Origin of the sequence: Sphingomonas folli, from assembly GCF_019429525.1 — a bacterium.
GTDB lineage: Bacteria > Pseudomonadota > Alphaproteobacteria > Sphingomonadales > Sphingomonadaceae > Sphingomonas > Sphingomonas folii.
Genome location: NZ_JAHXZL010000006.1, coordinates 230,781 through 249,007, shown reverse-complemented (window position 1 = coordinate 249,007; position 18,227 = coordinate 230,781). Strand labels below are relative to the sequence as shown.

14 protein-coding genes are annotated in these 18,227 nt (G+C 73.3%); 11 read left to right on the top strand and 3 right to left on the bottom strand.

All coding sequences use genetic code 11. From position 1 onward, the window contains the following. Window positions 1-81: 81 nt before the first annotated feature. The 10 genes from epsC to KZ813_RS11255 all read left to right on the top strand — a co-directional run bounded on the left by epsC (window position 82) and on the right by KZ813_RS11255 (window position 12,948). Entirely contained in the window at window positions 82-1,038 is a 957-nt protein-coding gene (gene epsC / locus KZ813_RS11300; RefSeq protein ID WP_219755075.1) for a serine O-acetyltransferase EpsC, read from the top strand. A gap of 2 nt (window positions 1,039-1,040) precedes the next feature. Then, window positions 1,041-1,796 carry a gamma-glutamyl-gamma-aminobutyrate hydrolase family protein gene (locus KZ813_RS11295; RefSeq protein ID WP_219755074.1) on the top strand — a complete coding sequence of 252 codons (756 nt, stop codon included), beginning with the start codon at window positions 1,041-1,043 and terminating at the stop codon, window positions 1,794-1,796. A gap of 292 nt (window positions 1,797-2,088) precedes the next feature. Next, complete coding sequence (locus tag KZ813_RS11290) at window positions 2,089-4,470, top strand: glycoside hydrolase family 127 protein (protein WP_258046658.1); 2,382 nt, start codon at window positions 2,089-2,091, stop codon at window positions 4,468-4,470. Continuing rightward, complete coding sequence (locus KZ813_RS11285) at window positions 4,467-5,486, top strand: Ldh family oxidoreductase (protein ID WP_219755073.1); 1,020 nt, start codon at window positions 4,467-4,469, stop codon at window positions 5,484-5,486. Before KZ813_RS11290 ends, KZ813_RS11285 begins: the two co-directional genes overlap by 4 nt. Window positions 5,487-5,518: 32 nt before the next feature. Then, window positions 5,519-7,264 (top strand): DUF885 domain-containing protein, encoded by a 1,746-nt coding sequence (locus KZ813_RS11280; RefSeq protein ID WP_219755152.1) that lies wholly within the window; start codon window positions 5,519-5,521, stop codon window positions 7,262-7,264. A 74-nt stretch (window positions 7,265-7,338) separates the two neighbouring features. Next, on the top strand, window positions 7,339-8,253 hold the full coding sequence (locus KZ813_RS11275) for a dihydrodipicolinate synthase family protein (protein ID WP_219755151.1): 915 nt from the start codon (window positions 7,339-7,341) through the stop codon (window positions 8,251-8,253). Between the two features lie 12 nt (window positions 8,254-8,265). Then, the gene (locus KZ813_RS11270; RefSeq protein ID WP_219755072.1) at window positions 8,266-9,264 is read left to right on the top strand and encodes a 4-hydroxyproline epimerase; all 999 of its coding nucleotides are present in this window, start codon (window positions 8,266-8,268) and stop codon (window positions 9,262-9,264) included. Window positions 9,265-9,585: 321 nt separating this feature from the next. Beyond that, window positions 9,586-10,992 (top strand): amino acid permease, encoded by a 1,407-nt coding sequence (locus KZ813_RS11265; RefSeq protein WP_219755071.1) that lies wholly within the window; start codon window positions 9,586-9,588, stop codon window positions 10,990-10,992. A 58-nt stretch (window positions 10,993-11,050) separates the two neighbouring features. Then, the gene (locus tag KZ813_RS11260; protein WP_219755070.1) at window positions 11,051-11,356 is read left to right on the top strand and encodes a hypothetical protein; all 306 of its coding nucleotides are present in this window, start codon (window positions 11,051-11,053) and stop codon (window positions 11,354-11,356) included. After that, window positions 11,353-12,948: a methyl-accepting chemotaxis protein gene (locus tag KZ813_RS11255; RefSeq protein WP_219755069.1), complete on the top strand. Its 1,596-nt coding sequence runs from the start codon at window positions 11,353-11,355 to the stop codon at window positions 12,946-12,948. Before KZ813_RS11260 ends, KZ813_RS11255 begins: the two co-directional genes overlap by 4 nt. Window positions 12,949-13,006: 58 nt before the next feature. On the opposite strand, the gene KZ813_RS11250 is transcribed toward KZ813_RS11255, so the two are convergent. Further along, window positions 13,007-14,179 (bottom strand): phospholipase D-like domain-containing protein, encoded by a 1,173-nt coding sequence (locus KZ813_RS11250; RefSeq protein ID WP_219755068.1) that lies wholly within the window; start codon window positions 14,177-14,179, stop codon window positions 13,007-13,009. 131 nt (window positions 14,180-14,310) lie between these two features. On the opposite strand from KZ813_RS11250, the gene rpoZ reads away from it, so the two are divergent. After that, window positions 14,311-14,655, top strand: coding sequence for a DNA-directed RNA polymerase subunit omega (gene rpoZ, locus KZ813_RS11245; protein WP_219755067.1), 345 nt, complete (start codon window positions 14,311-14,313; stop codon window positions 14,653-14,655). A gap of 298 nt (window positions 14,656-14,953) precedes the next feature. Here the strand turns inward: rpoZ and KZ813_RS11240 are convergent, their stop codons facing one another. Together KZ813_RS11240 and pheT are read right to left on the bottom strand one after the other, a co-directional pair. Further along, entirely contained in the window at window positions 14,954-15,829 is an 876-nt protein-coding gene (locus KZ813_RS11240) for an aldose 1-epimerase family protein (RefSeq protein ID WP_219755066.1), read from the bottom strand. Beyond that, window positions 15,822-18,212, bottom strand: a complete 2,391-nt coding sequence (gene pheT / locus KZ813_RS11235; RefSeq protein ID WP_219755065.1) for a phenylalanine--tRNA ligase subunit beta — start codon at window positions 18,210-18,212, stop codon at window positions 15,822-15,824. Before pheT ends, KZ813_RS11240 begins: the two co-directional genes overlap by 8 nt. Window positions 18,213-18,227: the final 15 nt, after the last annotated feature.

Below are 18,227 nucleotides of genomic sequence, written 5' to 3'. Positions count from 1 at the left end.
GCCGCGCAAGAAATGCTTGGATCATCCCCTAGCTTGGTAGAGTATGACCTCGGGCTCGGACGGGCTGACGAGGGGCGCGGGATGAGCGGTGTGGCTGCGAGCGAGGCGGACGAGGGCTCGGCGATCGCGGCGGCGGTGCGGGCGCTGCGCACCGCGCGCGACGACTGGCGTGCCGGCCACCCGTCCGAGGAGGCGCGCTCCTTCCCGTCGCGCCCCGCGCTGGAGCGCGTGGTCGAGACACTCGCCGCCGCGCTGTTCCCGCGGCGACTCGGCCAGTATCGCGGCGGAGCGGGCGACGAGGACGGCTTCGTCGCCGCCAAACTGCTCGCCGCCGCGGGCGAGCTGGAGCGCGAGATCGGCGCCGAGCTGGCCTATTGGCAGGCCGAGGCGCGCAGCGGCACCTTCGATCCCGGGCAGGCCGCGGCGATCGTCCGGCTGTTCCTCGCCACGCTCGGCGAGGTGCGCCGGCTGATCGACAGCGACGTCGCCGCCGCGTTCCTCGGCGACCCCGCGGCGCGCAGCGCGGACGAGATCCTGGTCTGCTACCCGGGCGCGATCGCGAGCCTGCACCATCGCATCGCGCACCCGCTCTACCAGCTCGGCGCGCCGATCACCGCGCGGCTGATCTCGGAGATTGCCAACGAGCGCACCGGGGTCGACATCCACCCCGGCGCGACGATCGGCGCGCATTTCTTCATCGACCACGGTACCGGCGTCGTCATCGGCGAGACCGCGATCGTCGGCGAGCGGGTGCGGCTCTACCAGCACGTCACGCTCGGCGCGCGCACGCCCTTGTGCGACGCGCTCGACCGCCCGCGCGAGCGCTATGCGCGCCACCCGATCGTCGAGGACGACGTGGTGATCTACGCCGGCGCGACGATCCTCGGCCGCGTGACGATCGGTCGCGGCGCGATGATCGGCGGCAACGTCTGGCTGCTGGAGGACGTGCCGCCGGGACGCACCGTGGCGCAGCCGGTCGCGCGCGTGCTCGCGCCCGCCGACGGCGAGCGCTGGCGCGACGGGCTGGCGGGGGACTGAGGATGGCGTCGCGGCGGCCGCTGATCGGGGTGCTCTGCTGCAACGAGGTGGCGCATCGCCCGGTGCAGGCGGTGGCGAGCCGCTTCGTCCGCCCGCTCGCCGCGGTATCGGGCGCGACCGTGCTGCTGGTGCCCGCGCTCACCGGCGCGAACGACGCCGCCGCGCTCGCCGCGCCGCTCGACGGGCTGCTGCTGACGGGATCGCGCTCGCACGTGGCGCCGGCGCGCTACGGCTCCTCGCTGCCGCTCCCGCCCGAGGCGCTCGACCTCGAGCGCGACGAGGTGGCGCTGTCGCTCGCCGACGCGATGATCGCCGCGGGCAAGCCGGTGTTCGGCATCTGCCGCGGTTTGCAGGAGATCAACGTGCTGTTCGGCGGCTCGCTCTCGGCCGAGCCGTGCCGCGGCCGCCACCTGCGCGGCGGGAGCTGGGCGCAGCGCGACTATGCCGAGCTGTTCGCGCTGCGCCACGACGTCCGCCTCGCGCCCGAGGGGCGGCTGGCGCGCGCGACGGGGGAGCGGCGGCTGACGGTCCACTCGGTCCACGAGCAGGCGATCGACCGGCTCGGCGGCGGGCTGCGCGTCGAGGCGCGCGCGAGCGACGACGGCGTGATCGAGGCGGTCGCCGCGCCGGGGTGCGGCGCCGAGGTGCTGGCGGTGCAGTGGCATCCGGAATGGGACGTGGAGTCGAGCGCGGGGAGCCGGGCCTTCTTCGCGCTGATCGGCGCCGCGCTGCGCGGCGAGAGCGAGTGGGTCCACTGAGCGCCGGGGCATGAGGGACGGGCGGGGAGGTGAGGAAATCCTCCCCGCATGGCGGGGAGGGGGACCGCCGGCCGCAGGCCGGTGGTGGAGGGGGCTCTCCCCGGAGCGCAGCGCCTTCGGACTTCCCCCTCCACCAGCCTGCGGCTGGTCTCCCTTATCGCGAGCGGGGAGGATCTCAGAGGCATCGAGAGCGATCACGAGAAGAGCGTTATTAGTATACGATATATTGCGCCCGTCGCCACTCCGTGACACACTCCTCTCGCGCCACCCAAACCGCTGACGAGGAGAGACCATGCCGAGCACGACCCGCCGCGACCTGATGGCGGGCGCCGCGACGCTGGCGCCGCTCGCGCTGCTGCCGGTCACCGCGTCCGCCGCTACCGCCGGGGCGCGCGTCGTCCGCGCGCGCCCGCTGCCGCTCGCCGACGTGCGCCTCGCCCCCTCCGACTATCACACCGCGGTCGAGGTCAACCGCGCCTATCTCCACCGGCTCGACCCCGATCGGCTGCTCCACCATTTCCGCACCTATGCCGGCCTGCCCGCCAAGGGGGAGGTCTACGGCGGCTGGGAGAGCGACACGATCGCGGGCCACACGCTCGGCCATTATCTCAGCGCGCTCGCGCTCGGCTGGGAGCAGACCGGCGACGCGGAGCTGCGCCGCCGCGCCGATTACATCGTCGGCGAGCTGGCCATCGTGCAGGCCAGGCGCGGTACCGGCTATGTCGGCGCGCTCGGGCGCAAGCGGAAGGACGGCACGATCGTCGACGGCGAGGAGATCTTCCCCGAGATCGTGCGCGGCGAGATCAGGTCGGGCGGGTTCGACCTCAACGGCGCCTGGTCGCCGATGTACACCGTCCACAAGCTGTTCGCGGGGCTGCTCGACGTCCATGCCGCCTGGGGCAACGCGCAAGCGCTGCGCGTCGCCACCGGGCTCGCGGGCTATTTCGAGCGCGTGTTCACCGCGCTCGACGCGGCGCGGCTGGAGGAGGTGCTCGGCTGCGAATATGGCGGCATGAACGACAGCTACGCCGAGCTCTACGCGCGCACCGGCGACCCGCGCTGGCTGCGCATGGCGCGCCTGTTCTACGACCATCGCGTGCTCGACCCGCTCGCCGCGGGGGAGGACAGGCTCGCCAACTTCCACGCCAACACGCAGGTGCCCAAGCTGGTCGGGCTCGCGCGGATCCACGAGGTGAGCGGCGGCGATCCCGCCAAGGCCGAGGCGGCGCGCTTCTTCTTCGACCGCGTGACGCGGCATCACAGCTACGCGATCGGCGGCAACGCCGACCGCGAGTATTTCTTCCAGCCCGACGCGGTCGCGCAGCACGTCACCGAGCAGACCTGCGAGCATTGCAACACCTACAACATGCTCAAGCTGACGCGGCACCTCTGGTCGTGGCAGCCCGACGGCGCGCTGTTCGACTTCTACGAGCGCGCCCACCTCAACCATGTCATGAGCGCGCAGGACCCGGCGACCGGCGGCTTCACCTACATGACCCCGCTGCTGAGCGGCGCGGCGCGCGATTACTCGACCACCAAGGACGACGCGTTCTGGTGCTGCGTCGGCTCGGGGATGGAGAGCCATGCCAAGCACGGCGAGTCGATCTTCTGGGAGGGCGACGACGGCACCTTCTACGTCAACCTCTACATCCCCGCCGAGGCGCGCTGGGCGACTCGACGCGGCAGGGTCGCGCTGGCCACGCGCTACCCGTACGAGGGCGAGGTGGCGCTGCGCTTCACCGAGCTGCGCGGCGGTACCTTCCCGGTCGCGCTGCGCGTGCCCGGCTGGGCGGGGGACGGCGCGCGCGTGGCGGTCAACGGCGAGCCCGTCACGCCCACGCGCGCGCGCGGCTACGCGATCGTGGAGCGGCGCTGGACGGCGGGCGACACGATCGCGCTGACGCTGCCGCTCGCGCTGCGCACCGAGAGCGCGCCGGGCGACCCCGACACGATCGCGGTGCTGCGCGGGCCGATGGTGCTCGCCGCCGACCTCGGACCGGCCGAGCGCACCTGGGACGGCGCCGACCCGGCGCTCGTCGGCGCCGACGTGCTCGCCGGTTTCGCGGTGAGCGACGCCGCCGCCGGGCGCTACGCCACGCGCGGGGTGGTGCGGCCGGGCGACATCGACTTCGTCCCCTTCTATCGCCAGTACCGCCGGCGCAGCGCGGTCTATTTCAAGCGCTTCACCGACGCGGGCTGGGCCGAGGCGGAGTCCGCTTACACCGCCGAGCAGGCGCGGCTGCGCGACCTGGCGGCGCGTTCGGTCGACGTCATGTTCCTCGGCGAGATGCAGCCCGAGCGCGACCATCGCCTGACGAGCGAGCTGAGCTACCCGGTGACCTATCGCGGCCGGCAGGGACGCGACGCGCGCTCGGGCGGCTATATCGAGTTCACGATGACGGTGCGGCCCGGCCCGCTGGTGCTCCAGGCGACCTACTGGGGCGGCGAGCGCGCGCGCGACTTCGACATCCTGGTGGATAACGTGAAGGTCGCCACGCAGCATCTCGAGGACGACCGGCCCGGCGCCTTCATCGACCGCGACTATTCGCTGCCGCCGGGGCTCACCGCGGGCAAGCAGTCGGTGCGCGTCAAGTTCCTGCCGCACGACCGCAGCACCGCGGGGCCGGTGTTCGGCGTCCGCCTCTATACCGCGCGCGCGGGCACGGCGGCGTGAGCGACGGCGTCCGGCTGACGCTCGACGAGGTGCGCGACCTGGCGCGGCGGACGCTGCGCGCGGTGGGGCTGGCGCCCGCGCACGCCGAGGCGGTGGCCGAGACGATGGTGGCGGGCGAGCGCGACGGCTGCGCCAGCCACGGAGTCTACCGCCTGCTCGTCGCGGCGCACAGCCTGCGCGGCGGCGCCGTCGCGCGCGACGCGGTGCCGCGGGTGAGCGAGCCCGCCGCCGCGCTGGTGCGGGTCGACGGCGGCGGTGGCTTCGCGCAGCTCGCCTTCGCCGCGGGTCGCCCGCTGCTGGAGGCGAAGGCGCGCGCGAGCGGCATCGCCGCGCTGGCTCTGACGAACGTGGTGCATTTCGCCGCGCTGTGGCCCGAGGTCGAGGCGCTCGCCGCGGCGGGGCTGGTCGCGCTGGCGATGACGCCGAGCCACGCCTGGGTCGCGCCCGCGGGGGGCACGCGCCCGGTGTTCGGCACCAACCCGATCGCCTTCGGCTGGCCGCGCCCCGATGGGCACCCGTTCGTGTTCGACCTCGCCACCAGCGCGGTGGCGCGCGGCGAGATCGAGCTGCACCGCCGAGCCGGCCGCGCGATCCCGGACGACTGGGGCTATGACGCCGAGGGGCGACCCAGCACCGACGCCGCCGCGGTGCTGGCGGGCGCGATGCGCACCTTCGGCGGGCACAAGGGCTCCGCGCTGGCGGCGATGGTCGAGCTGCTCGCCGGGCCGCTGATCGGCGAGATGACCAGCGCCGAGTCGCTCGCCGCCGACGCCGGCCGTGGCGCCTCGCCGCGCGGGGGCGAGCTGATCGTCGCGCTCGATCCCGCCGGCTTCCTGGGTGCCGCCGCGGCCGGGCAGCTCGCGCGCGCCGAGGCGCTGTTCGCCGCGATCGAGGACCAGGGCGCGCGGCTGCCCTCGGCGAGGCGCTACGCGGCGCGCGCGCGGAGCGAGAAAGAGGGTGTGCTGGTGCCGGCCGCGCTCTACGCCGACATCATCGCGATCGGGGAGGTTGAGTGAGGCATCTATGGGCGGCGCTGCTGGGCGCGACGATGACATGGGCGGTGGCGGCGGCGGTGGCGGCGGCGGTGCCGGCGAGCGCCGCGCCTGGGGCGGGAGGCGCCGACGCGACGCTGCGGACGCTCTACACCGACGAATATAGCTGGCGCCAGCAGCAGTTCGCCGCCGACGAGGACAGCCGCCGCGAGGCGCGCGCGCACCTGCCCGACGTCGGCCCCGCGGCGCAGGCGGCGCGATTGAAGCGCTGGGAGGACACCGCGGCGCGGCTGCGCGCGATCCGCCCCACCGATCTCTCGCCCGCGGAGCAGGTCAATTACGCGGTCTATCGCCAGCAGATCGACGCGCTCCTCGCCGAGCAGCGCTTCCGCGACTATGAGAAGCCGCTCACCGCCGACACCAGCTTCTGGGGCGACGTCGCCGCCGCGGCGCGCGACCCGCTGGCGAACGAGAAGGAATATCGCGCCTATCTATCGATGCTGGGCGAGCTGCCGCGCTACTTCGACCAGCAGATCGCCCAGATGCGCGCCGGGCTCAAGCGCGGCTTCACCCCGCCCAAGGTGACGCTGGCTGGGCGCGACATCGGCGTGGCGCAGGTGGTCGAGGCCAGGTCGATCGCGGACAATCCCTTCTACGCGCCCTTCGCCACCATGCCGCGGCAGATCCCGGCCGCGACCCAGGCCGCGCTGCGCCGCGCCGGCGAGGCCGCGATCCGCGACTCGGTGCTGCCCGCGCACCGCCGGCTGCTCGCCTTCCTCCGCGAGGACTATATCCCGGGCGCGCGCACGTCGTTGGCGGCCTATGACCTGCCCGACGGCAAGGCCTATTATCAGTCGAAGGTGGCGGAATATACGACGCTGCCGCAGACCCCCGAGCAGGTCCACGCGATCGGGCTCGCCGAGGTCGCCAAGATCCGCGCGCGCATGCTGCAGGTGATGGCGCAGGTGAAGTTCCAGGGCGATCTCCCCGCCTTCCTCACCTTCCTGCGTACCGACCCGCGCTTCTACGCGACGACCCCGCAGCAGCTGCTCGACCGCGCGGCGTGGATCGCCAAGACCTTCGACGGCAAGGCGGCGCGCTATTTCGGCCGGCTGCCGCGCAGCCGCTTCGCGATCAAGCCGGTGCCCGCCGACGTCGCCCCCTTCTACACCGCCGGGCGCGGCGGGCCGGGGGTGTATCTGGTCAACACCTATGACCTGCCCGCGCGCTCGCTGTACGCCATGCCCGCGCTGACGCTCCACGAGAGCGCGCCCGGGCACGCCTTCCAGATGCCGCTCGCCGCCGAGAACAAGGACCTGCCGCCGTTCCGCCGCGACACCTATCTCTCCGTCTACGGCGAGGGCTGGGCGCTCTACTGCGAGACGCTGGGCGAGGAGATGGGGATGTACGACACGCCCTACGACCTGTTCGGCATGCTCAGCTACCAGGCGTGGCGCGCGTCGCGGCTGGTGGTCGATACCGGGATCCACGCGATGGGCTGGAGCCGCGAGCGCGCCCAGGCCTATCTGCGCGACAACACCGCTTTGTCCGACCACGAGGTGACCACCGAGGTCGACCGCTACATCGCCTGGCCGGGGCAGGCGCTGAGCTATTACACCGGACAGCTCGCGATCCAGCGCGCTCGCGCGCGCGCCGAGCAGGCGCTCGGCCCCAAGTTCAACGTCAAGGCCTTCCACGACGCGGTGCTGGCGCTCGGCTCGGTGCCGGTGGGCGAGATCGACCGCCGCGTCGACCAGCTGATCCGCGACGGCGGCCGGGGGCCTTACCCGGACGAGGAGTAGTCAGACAGGTTGCGCCGGCGCGATCTGTTTAGTATACGATTATGACCAGAGAGAATGAGAAGGCGGTGTCGACGATGGCGATCGGTTGGAAGGGCGTGTTCCCGGCGGTGACGACCCAGGTGCGCGAGGACCTCACGCTCGACCTGTCGGACACGCAGCGCGTGGTCGACGAGCTGATCCGCGACGGCGTCACCGGGGTCATCGCGCTCGGCACGGTGGGCGAGAACAACTCGCTCGACTATGACGAGAAGGTCGCGGTGCTCTCCGCCATCGTCGAGGTGGTCGACGGGCGCGTGCCGGTGATCACCGGCGTCTCGGAATATGACACGCGTCGCGCGGCGCGCTACGCCCAGGCGGCGGAGAGGGCCGGGGCGGACGGGCTGATGCTGCTGCCGCCGATGGTCTATGTCCCCAAGCCCGACGAGCTGGTGGCGCATTTCCGCGGCGTGGCGGAGCAGACCGCGCTGCCGATCATGCTGTACAACAACCCGCCGGCCTATCGCACCGTGATCGACCGCCACGTGCTCGAGCAGCTGGTGCCGGTGGAGAACATCGTCGCGGTGAAGGAGTCGGCGCCCGACACGCGCCGCTTCACCGACTTCCGCAACGACTTCGGCGACCGCTACGTGCTGTTCGCGGGGCTCGACGACGTCGCCTTGGAAGGGCTGTACCTCGGCGCGCAGGGCTGGGTCTCGGGGCTGACCAACGCCTTCCCCAAGGAGTCGGTCGAGCTGGTCGCGGCGTTCGAGCGCGGCGATCACGCCAAGGCGATCGAGATCTACCGCTGGTTCATGCCCTTGCTCCACCTCGACGCGGAGCATGACCTGGTGCAGTCGATCAAGCTCGCCGAGCAGGTGATGGGGCGCGGCTCGGAGCGCGTGCTGCCGCCGCGCTATGTCCTCACCGGGGAGCGCCGCGCCGAGGTGATCGCGATGGTGGAGCGCGCCGCGGCGACTCGCCCGACGCTGTCGCTGCCCGCCGCCGCCTGATAGCCTCGGCCGATGCGCCACACCTTCTTCTGCGTCGACGGCCATACCGCGGGCAACCCGGTGCGGCTCGTCGCCGGGGGCGCGCCGCTGCTGCGCGGCGCCTCCATGTCCGAGCGCCGGCAGGATTTCCTCGCGCGCTACGACTGGATCCGCACCGGGCTCTGCTTCGAGCCGCGCGGGCACGACATGATGTCGGGCGGCTTCCTCTACCCGCCCACCACCGCCGACGCCGATGTCGGCATCCTGTTCATCGAGACGAGCGGCTGTCTGCCGATGTGCGGGCACGGCACGATCGGGATGATCACCTTCGGGCTGGAGCACGGGCTGATCCAGCCGGCGACACCGGGGCGGCTCAAGGTCGAGGTGCCAGCCGGCGTGATCGACATCGCCTATGCGGTGGTGGGCGAGAAGGTGACCTCGGTGCGGATCACCAACGTGCCGAGCTATGTCGCGGCGCGGGGGGTGGAGGTGGAGGTGGCCGAGCTCGGGCGGCTCCGCGTCGACGTCGCTTATGGCGGCAATTACTACGCGATCGTCGAGCCGCAGGGGCGCTATGCGGGGCTCGACGCGATGGGGGCGGACCGGCTGGTCGCGGCGTCGCGGCTGGTGCGCGCGGCGGTGCGCGACAAGGTCGAGCCGATCCACCCGCTCGACCCGACGATCCGCGGGGTGAGCCACGTGCTCTGGGCCGACCGCCCGCGCGGGAACGACGCCGACGGGCGCAACGCAGTGTTCTACGGCGACAAAGCGATCGACCGCTCGCCCTGCGGCACCGGCACCTCGGCGCGGCTGGCGCATCTCGCCGACCGCGGCGACCTCGCGGTAGGCGACCGCTTCGTCCACGAGAGCTATATCGGCAGCCGCTTCGTCGGCCGCGTCGAGTCGACGACGACGCTGGGCGACGTGCCCGCGATCATCCCCTCGATCGAGGGATCGGCGGTGGCGACCGGCTTCAACACGATCTGGATCGACCGCGACGACCCGTTCTGGGCCGGGTTCCAGGTGACGTGAGCGGGGCGGCGACGCTCAGCGCGGATCATCGCGGAAGGCAGTCTGGTCTCCGGCCCGCGGCCGGGCACCTTCCAACGTCGCGAGGATCGAACCGGCATCATCTGCCGTCATCCCGGACTTGGTCCGGGATCCACCCGGCCGCGAGAGCAACGCTGTCAGGACATGCGGAACGGTGGATCCCGGACCAAGTCCGGGATGACGGACGGGAAGGCCGACAGGGTGGAGGCGCCTCACCCCCTTGGCAGGCTTGCGCGGCGGCAGAAGGGCCGAACCACCCGCGCCGCCGCCCGCCGCACCCACCCGCGTAGGAGAACGAACCGCATGCTGGGCCAGCGCAAGTCACTCGCCGACGTCACCCGGCACGAGGAGGGCCGCGCGCTCGCCAAGACGCTCTCCTGGCCGCACCTGATCGCGCTGGGCGTGGGCGCGATCGTCGGCACCGGCATCTACACGCTCACCGGCGTCGGCGCCGAGCGCGCCGGCCCCGCGGTGATCCTCGCCTTCGCCATCGCCGGCGCGGTCTGCGCCTGCGCCGCGCTCGCCTATGCCGAGCTCGCGACGATGATCCCCGCCGCGGGCGGCGCGTACACGTTCAGCTACGCCGCGCTGGGCGAGACCGCGGCCTGGGTGGTGGGGTGGAGCCTGATCCTCGAATATTCGCTCGCCTGCTCGACCGTGGCGGTCGGCTGGTCGGGCTATCTCGTCGGCTGGATCCAGTCGGCGGGCGTGACGCTGCCGCCGGCGTTGCTTGCCGGGCCGCACGGCGGTGGCATCGTCAACCTGCCCGCGGTCGCGGTGGCGCTCGCCGTGATGGGGCTGCTGGTCATGGGCACGCGCGAGAGCGCGACGCTCAACATCGTGCTGGTGGTGGTGAAGCTCGCCGCGCTGGCGGTGTTCATCGTCTTCGCGCTCCCCGCGTTCGATCCCGCCAACCTCCACCCCTTCATGCCCTACGGCTTCGCCGCGGCGGAGAGCGGCGGGCACAAGCGCGGCGTGATGGCGGCGGCGGCGATCGTCTTCTTCGCCTTCTACGGCTTCGACGCGGTCGCGACCTCGGCCGAGGAAGCGAAGCGGCCGGGGCGCGACCTGACGATCGGCATCGTCGGCTCGATGCTGATGTGCACCGCGATCTACATGGCGGTCGCGGTCGCGGCGATCGGGGCGCTGCCGTTCACCCGGCTGGCGAACTCGCCCGAGCCGCTCGCCCTCGTGCTGCGCTCGCTCGGCCAGCCGCTCGCCGGCCACCTGATCGCGCTGGCCGCGGTGATCGCGCTGCCCTCGGTGATCTTGGTGATGATGTACGGGCAGAGCCGCATCTTCTTCGTGATGGCGCGCGACGGGCTGCTGCCGCGCGGGCTCGCCACGGTGAGCGCGCGCAGCGGCGCGCCGACCCGGATCACGCTGCTGACCGGGGTGGCGATCGCGGTGGTGGCGGGGCTGTTCCGGCTCGACGAGATCGCCGAGCTCGCCAACGCGGGGACGCTGCTCGCCTTCATCGCCGCGGGCGCGTGCCTGATGGTGCTGCGTCGCATCGCGCCCGACGCGCCGCGGCTGTTCCGCTGTCCGCTGCCTCATCTGGTCGGGACGCTCGCCATCCTGGGCTGCCTCTACCTGCTGTGGAGCCTGCCGAGCGCGACGATCACGCGCTTCCTGCTGTGGAACGCGGCGGGGCTGCTGTTCTATCTCGCTTATGGGCGCACGCGCGGGCTGCGGCGGGTGGCGGCGTAGCGCGCCTAACCTATGTGAGAGAAACGACGCGTTAACCAGCGGCGCTTAGACTAGCGGCATGACGCGTCGTCTCCCGCTCCCGCTGCTGCTCCACGGCGCGCTGTTCGCGGCGGTGCTGCTGGTGCTGGCGCTGCGGCCGCCGGCGCAGGGGACGCTGCTGGTGGTACCGATCGCCGCGGCGCCGGGCGCGCTCGCCTCGGCCGCGCTCGCCGCCGACGCGCGGCTGGTCGGGCGCGGGCCGGGGCGGAGCCTGGTGGTGCGCGGCGCGCGCGACCGGATCAAGGCGCGGCTTCGCCTGGGCGACGCGCTGCTGCTCGCCGCGCCCTCCCCGCTGTGCGGCGATGACATCGGAGTCACGGCATGACGGTGATCGGCTGGCGCGCGCTCGACACGCTGACCCTCGAGCAGATGCGGCTCGCCGGCATGCGGCTGCTCGTCGCGCTCGGCTGGGTCGCGCTCGCCGCGGTGGCGGTGATCCAGCTCGCGCTGACCGGCGCGGTCGACCCGCTCCTGCTCGGCGCCGGGATCGCGCTGACCGCGGCGCCGACATGGCTGGCCATCAGGGGGCGCACCGACGCGCAGGCGCGCACGATCGCGGGCACGCTCGCCGCCACCGCGCCCGCGCTGCTGGTCTATGTGCTGGAGGGCCATCCCTGGCAGATGGACGGGCACATGTTCTTCTTCGTCGCGCTCGCCGCGCTGGTGGTGCTGTGCGACTGGCGGCCGATCGTCTTCGCCGCCGGGCTGATCGCGCTCCACCACCTGCTGCTCGAGTGGTTCGCCCCGGCCTGGGTGTTCGCGGGTGACGGGCGACTCGGGCGCGTCCTGGTCCACGCGCTCGCGGTGGTGATGCAGGCGGCGGTGCTGTGGCTGGTGACGGTCGTGCTGGAGCGGCTGCTCGAGCGCCAGCGCCTGTCGATCGAGGGCGGTCGGGCGCTGGTCGCGGAGGCGGACGAGGCGCGCGCCGCGGCCGAGCAGGCGCGCGCGACCGCGACCGAGGCGCTGCGCCAGGTGCGCGCCGCCGAGGACGCGGCCGCGGCCGAGCGCGCGCGCGTCCGCGGCGTCGAGCAGGACGCGGCGTCGCGACGGCGCGACGAACTGGTCGCGGTGGCCGAGGCGTTCGAGGGTTCGGTGGCGCAGGTGGTGCGCGCGATCGGCGCCGCCGCGACTCAGCTCGAGCGCTCGTCGATCGCGCTCGACGATCTCGCCGCGGGCGCGGGCACGCAGGCCGCGGCGGTGGCGACCGAGGCGGTCGAGGCGACCGCGCAGATCCGCCACGTCGCCGACTCGATCCGCGACCTGGGCGGCTCGATCCGCGCCATCGCCGACTCGGCCGAGCAGCAGAGCGCGCTCACCGAGGTCGCGCAGGCGGCGGCGGGCAGCGGCGTCGGCCGCATCGGCGAGCTGGAGGAGCACGGCCAGCGGATCGGCCAGCTCGTCGGCGACATCCGCGACATCGCCGAGAAGACCAACCTGCTCGCGCTCAACGCCACGATCGAGGCGGCGCGCGCGGGCGAGGCGGGGCGCGGCTTCGCGGTGGTCGCGGGCGAGGTCCGCTCGCTCGCCGCCGACTCGACGCGCGCGAGCGACCGCATCAGCGCGCTGCTCGGCGCGATCTTCGCCGGTGTGGGGGACGCCGCCGCGGCGCTGACGCGCGCCGACGCGGCGGTGGCGCAGGTGTCGAGCGCGGCGGGCGGCATCGCCGCCTCGGTGTCGGACCAGCGCCAGCTCGCCGCCGGGATCGAGGCGGGGGCGGCGCGCACCGCCAGCGGCGCCGAGCTGATCGAGCGCCGCATCGACGAGGTCGCCGCGGCGGTGCGCACCACCGCCTCGCTGTCGCAGACGGTGCGCGGCAGCGCGGGCGAGCTCGCCGCCAGCGCGCGCGCGCTCGACGGCGCGACCGAGCGCTTCGTCGGCTTCCTCAAGGGCGAGGCGCCGCGGCAGTCGCGGGCCTAGAGCCGACGATGGGCTCCTGCGCCCGCCGGCGCACGATCGGCGCCCGCCGCCTCGAACCCTATCCCTCGTCGATCCCCCAGTTGAGCCCGCGCGAGATCGCGGGATCGGCCACCGCGGTGAGCGCGTAGGCGACGAACTGCTTGCCGCGCTGCCACCACCCCGTCGCGGCGCGATAGGCCTCCGGTGTCACCTCGTGCGACTGCGCGATCTCGCCCTCGACATAGGCGCGCGCGTGCGCGGCGAAGGCGGGGTCGTCGATCCGCAGCATCAGCTCGAGGTTGATGAACAGGCTGCGCATGTCGAGGTTGGCGCTGCCGATCCAGGTGGCGTCGTCGACCACGTACAATTTCGTGTGCAGCTTGGTCGCGGCATATTCGAACACGCGCACCCCGCGGCGCAGCAGGCCCGCGTAGGTGAAGCGCGCCGCCGCGATCGTCACGTTGTTGTCCGATTTGGAGGCGGTGACGACGCGCACCGCTGCGGCACGGCGACCGGCGCGGTCGAGCGCGCGCAGCAGCGTCGGGCTCGGGGTGAAATAGCCCGCGATCACGTCGATCCGCGCGGCGCGCCGCATGTCGTCGCGGATCGCGCGCGCCCAGGGTGACAGCTCGCGGGTGGGCCCGCCGATCAGCCAGCGCAGTCTGCCCTCGTCCTCGCTCCACCGCGCCAGCGCGCGGTTGAGCCGCCGCACCCGCCCGCCGCCGTGGATGCCGTGTTCCAGCGCGTCGAAATAGCCCGCCATCCGCGCCGCGGCGGGGCCCTCGACCAGCAGCCCGAGGTCGCGCCACGCCTGCTCGCGCGGCGTGCCGAAATAATCGTCCTCGATGTTGAAGCCGCCGACGATGATCCGCGCGTCCGCGGTCTCGGCGTCGGCGAGCGCGAGCTTCTGGTGGTTGCGCAGCAGGTAGCGCCGCCCGAAGCGCGCCGAGAAGCGGCATACCGACACGCCTGCCTGCTCCAGCGGGGCGAAGAAGGCGGGGTCGGCGTCGTCGCTGCCGAAACCGTCGACGATCAGCGCCACGCGCACGCCGCGTCCCGCCGCGGCGGCCAGCGCCGCGTTGACGCGCCGCCCCGAGGAATCGTCGGCGTAGATATAATAGAGCACGCGGAGCGAGTGGCGCGCACCGTCGATCAGCGCGATCAGTCCCTCCAGCCGGCGCGGTCCGGTGTCGAGCAGCGTCAGGCGATTGCCCTCCACGGTGAAGCTGGGCTGTGCGGGGGCGTCGTCCATGGCGTCCCAGATGCCGGGTCGGCGCGTGCCGGGCAAGCGCGGCGGTGCGCGACGGGCGGCTTCCTTGACGGCTGGGCGGGGCTCGACTAGATGCGCACTCTTCCCTGAAGTCTACGATAAGAGGATACGCGATGGCGCGCGTCACCGTCGAGGATTGCGTCGACAAGATCCCGAACCGCTTCGACCTGGTCCTGCTCGCCGCCCAGCGCGCGCGGCAGGTGTCGGGCGGCGCCGAGCTGACGATCGACCGCGACCGCGACAAGAACCCGGTGGTCGCGCTGCGCGAGATCGCCGAGGAGACGGTCCGGCCCGACGAGCTCCACGAATCGGTGGTGCAGAGCCTGCAGCGCGTCCAGATCGACGACGAGGAAGAGGCCGACGCGATCGGCAGCCTGGCCGCCTCGGCCGAGGCGCTGCGCCTCACCGCGGTCGCCCCGCCGCGCAACCAGAACCTCGGCGCCGACTACGACGGCTGAGGCGTTCCGTGGCTCGCCTGCGCTCCGGCGCAGGTCGGGGCCGAGAATGACGAGCGTTGCGTGGCTCTAGGCTCCGGCGTGCGCCGGAGCACGGCATGACTTGGGTGAGATAAGCGCTTGAGTGGCGCCGACGGCAGGATTGTCACGGCCGCCTTCCCACCGGCGTCATCCTGAACTCGTTTCAGGATCCACCGCGCGGCAGGAGCCACCGCCGGTAAGAGCGCGGCACCGTGGATCCTGAAACAAGTTCAGGATGACGTTGATAGAGCGGGAGGGCGCAGGCGCCATTCCCCCCCGGTCACCCCACCAGCGTCACGCTCATCGTGATGCGCTTCTCGCCCCCGGGTGCCACCTCGAACACGCCGGGCTTGTCGCGATACTCGCCGCCATAGCCCTCGGGATCGGCGATGCCGTGCCACGGCTCGACGCAGACGAAGGCGGCCCCCGGCTTGGTCCAGATGCCCAGCATCGGCGTGTCGGGGAAGGCGATCTCCAGCTGCGGGCCTGCCTCCGCGCCGTAGCGCACCGACTGCGACCGCACCGAGTCCCACACCAGCGCGTCGTGCGCGAACAGCGCGTCGTCGAGCCGCAGCACGCGGCCGTCGAGCGGCGACTCGACCGTCGCCGCCGCGATCGTGCCGTCCGCGGCGATGCTGCGCAGCCGCGCGGGCTCGTCCTCGGCGAAGACGATGCGATGATCCGCCCGCGCGTGCCCGTAAGGCAGCGGCCAGGCGAAGGCGGGGTGGAAGCCGAAGCTCGCCGGCAGCGGCACGTCCGCCGGGTTCGCGACGGTCGCCTCGATCGCCAGCGTCGCGCCCTCGAGCGTGAAGGCCAGCTCGAGCCGGAAGGCGAACGGATAGCGCGCGCGCGTCGCGGCATCGTCGGTCAGCGCGAACACCGCGCGGGTCGGCGTCGCCTCGATCACCGCGAAGTCGCTACGCCGCGCGAAGCCGTGCTTGCGCATCGGATAGTCGACCCCGTCGACGCGGATCGTCTCGCCCGAGGGCGCACCTACCACCGGGAAGAGGATCGGCGCGCGCCCGTTCCAGAAGCGCGGGTCCGCGTCGGTCATCAGCTCGCGCCCGTCGGCGTCGGTCAGCGACGAGAGCTGCGCGCCATGCGGGTCGATCGCCGCGCCCAGCACCCCGTTCGAGAGTCGGATCCACTCAGCCACGCAAGCTCGCTCCCAGTTTGCCCGCCGCGGCGACCACCTTGTCGGCGATCGCCTTGAGCTCGGCGTCGGTGAAACTCTTCTCGCCCGGCTGGAGCACCACCTCCAGCGCGACCGACTTCTGCCCCTCGGGCACGCCCGCGCCGGTGAAGACGTCGAACACGCGCGCGCGGACGATCGCGGCCTTGTCGGCGCCCCTGGCGGCGCGCGCCAGCGCCTCGGCGGCGAGCGCCGCGGGCGCGAGGAAGGCGAAGTCGCGCCGCACCGGCTGGAGCGCGGGCGGCGCATAGGCCGGGCGCATGAAGCCCGCGCCGCGCCTCGCCGGCAGCGAGTCGAGGTAGAGTTCCACCGCGGCGACCGGGCCGGACAGGTCGAAGGCGCGCGACACCGCTGGGTGAACCGCGCCGAACGCCGCCAGCACCGTCTTGGGGCCGAGCCGCAGCGTGCCCGAGCGACCGGGGTGGAAGGCCTCGCCCGCCTCGGCCATCACCTGGAGGTTGTCGACCGGTGCCCCCGCCGCGGCGAGCAGCGCGAGCGCCTCGGCCTTGGCGTCATAGGCATCGTAGCCCGCGGCCTTGCCCTCGCGCCAGCCGCGCGCGCGGCGGTCGCCCGCGAGCACCACGCCGAGCGTCGCGCGCTCGTGCGGCGCGCCGTCCCTCGCGAGATAGCGCCGCCCCAGCTCGAACAGCCGGACACTCTCCGCGCCCTGGCGCAGGTTGCGCTCGGCCGCGGCGAGCAGGCCGGGGAGCAGCGACGGGCGCATCACCTTGAGCTCCTCGCTGATCGGGTTGGCGAGCGTCCAGGCGCCCCCGCCGAACACCGCGGCGTGGCGCTCCGAGACGAAGCTCCACGTCACCGCCTCGTCCAGCCCGCGCGCCGCGGCGGCGCGGCGGACGCGGCGCTCGACCTTCTGCTCGGCGGTGGCGGTCGGGCGCGCGACCCCGTCCGCGCGCGGCAGCGCCACCGCGGGGACATGGTCGAGCCCCTCGATCCGGATCACCTCCTCGACCAGGTCGGCGGCGCCGTCGACGTCGGGGCGCCAGGTCGGCGGGGTGACCTGCCACTCGGGCGAGACGGCGAAGCCGAGCGACTCGAGGATCGCGCGCTGCCGCTCGGGTGGCACGTCGAGGCCGCCGAGCGTCGCGGCGCGCGACGGGTCGTAGGCATAGCTCGGCATCGTCACCGGCGGCGTGCCCGCGCGGGTGACCGCGCTGGCGGTGCCGCCGCAATATTCCTGGACGAGGAAGGCCGCGATCGCGAGCCCGTCGTCGAGGAACGCCGGATCGACGCCGCGCTCGAACCGCTGGCGCGCGTCGCTGGTCAGCGCGAGTGCCTGGCCGGTGCGCGCGATCGCGTCGGGCGCGAAATAGGCGCACTCGATGATGACGTCGGTGGTCGCCGCCGACACGCCCGAGTGCGCGCCGCCCATGATACCGCCGATGTCGTGCACCGCGACGTCGTCGGCGATCACGGTCATGCCCGCGGCGAGCGCGTAGGTGCGGCCGTTGAGCGCCTCCACGCTCTCGCCGTCGCGCGCCCGGCGCGCGACGAGCCCGCCCGACAGGCGGGCGCGGTCGTAGACGTGCAGCGGGCGGCCGAGGTCGACGGTGAGATAGTTGGTGATGTCGACCAGCGCCGAGATCGGCTTCTGCCCGATCGCGCGCAGGCGGCGGCGCATCCACTCGGGCGCCTCGCCGTTGCTGAGACCGGAGACCGCCTGCGCGTAGAAGGCGGGACAGCCCGCGGTGTCCTCGACCCGCACGTCGGGGCCGGGGCCCTCGCCCGGGACCTGCGGCACGGTCAGCGGCACGAGCGTGCCCAGCCCCGCCGCGGCGAGGTCGCGCGCGATGCCGCGCACCCCCATGCAATCGGGCCGATTGGGCGTGACCGACACGTCGATCACCGCGTCGTCCAGCCCGGCATAATCGGCGAAGGCGGTGCCGACCGATGCGTCCGCGGGCAGCTCGATGATGCCGTCATGGTCGTCGCCCAGCTCGAGCTCGCGCGACGAGCACATCATGCCGTTCGACTCGACCCCGCGGATCGCGGCGACGCGCAGCACCATGCCGTTGGCGGGGACGGTCGCACCCGCGGTGCCGAACACGCCGACCAGCCCGGCGCGCGCGTTGGGCGCGCCGCACACCACCTGGAGCGGCGCGCCGCCGTTGACGTCGGGCCCGGCCTCGACCGTGAGCACCTGGAGCTTGTCCGCCTGGGGGTGCGGCGCGGCGGTGAGCACGCGCGCGACCCGGAAGCCGCCCAGCCGCGCGGCGGGGTTCTCGACCCCCTCCACCTCCAGCCCGACGCGGGTGAGCGCGGCGAGGATCGAATCGAGCGACTCGCCCGTGTCGAGATGGTCCTTGAGCCAGGAGAGCGTGAATTTCATCGGTTCGTCCGGAGC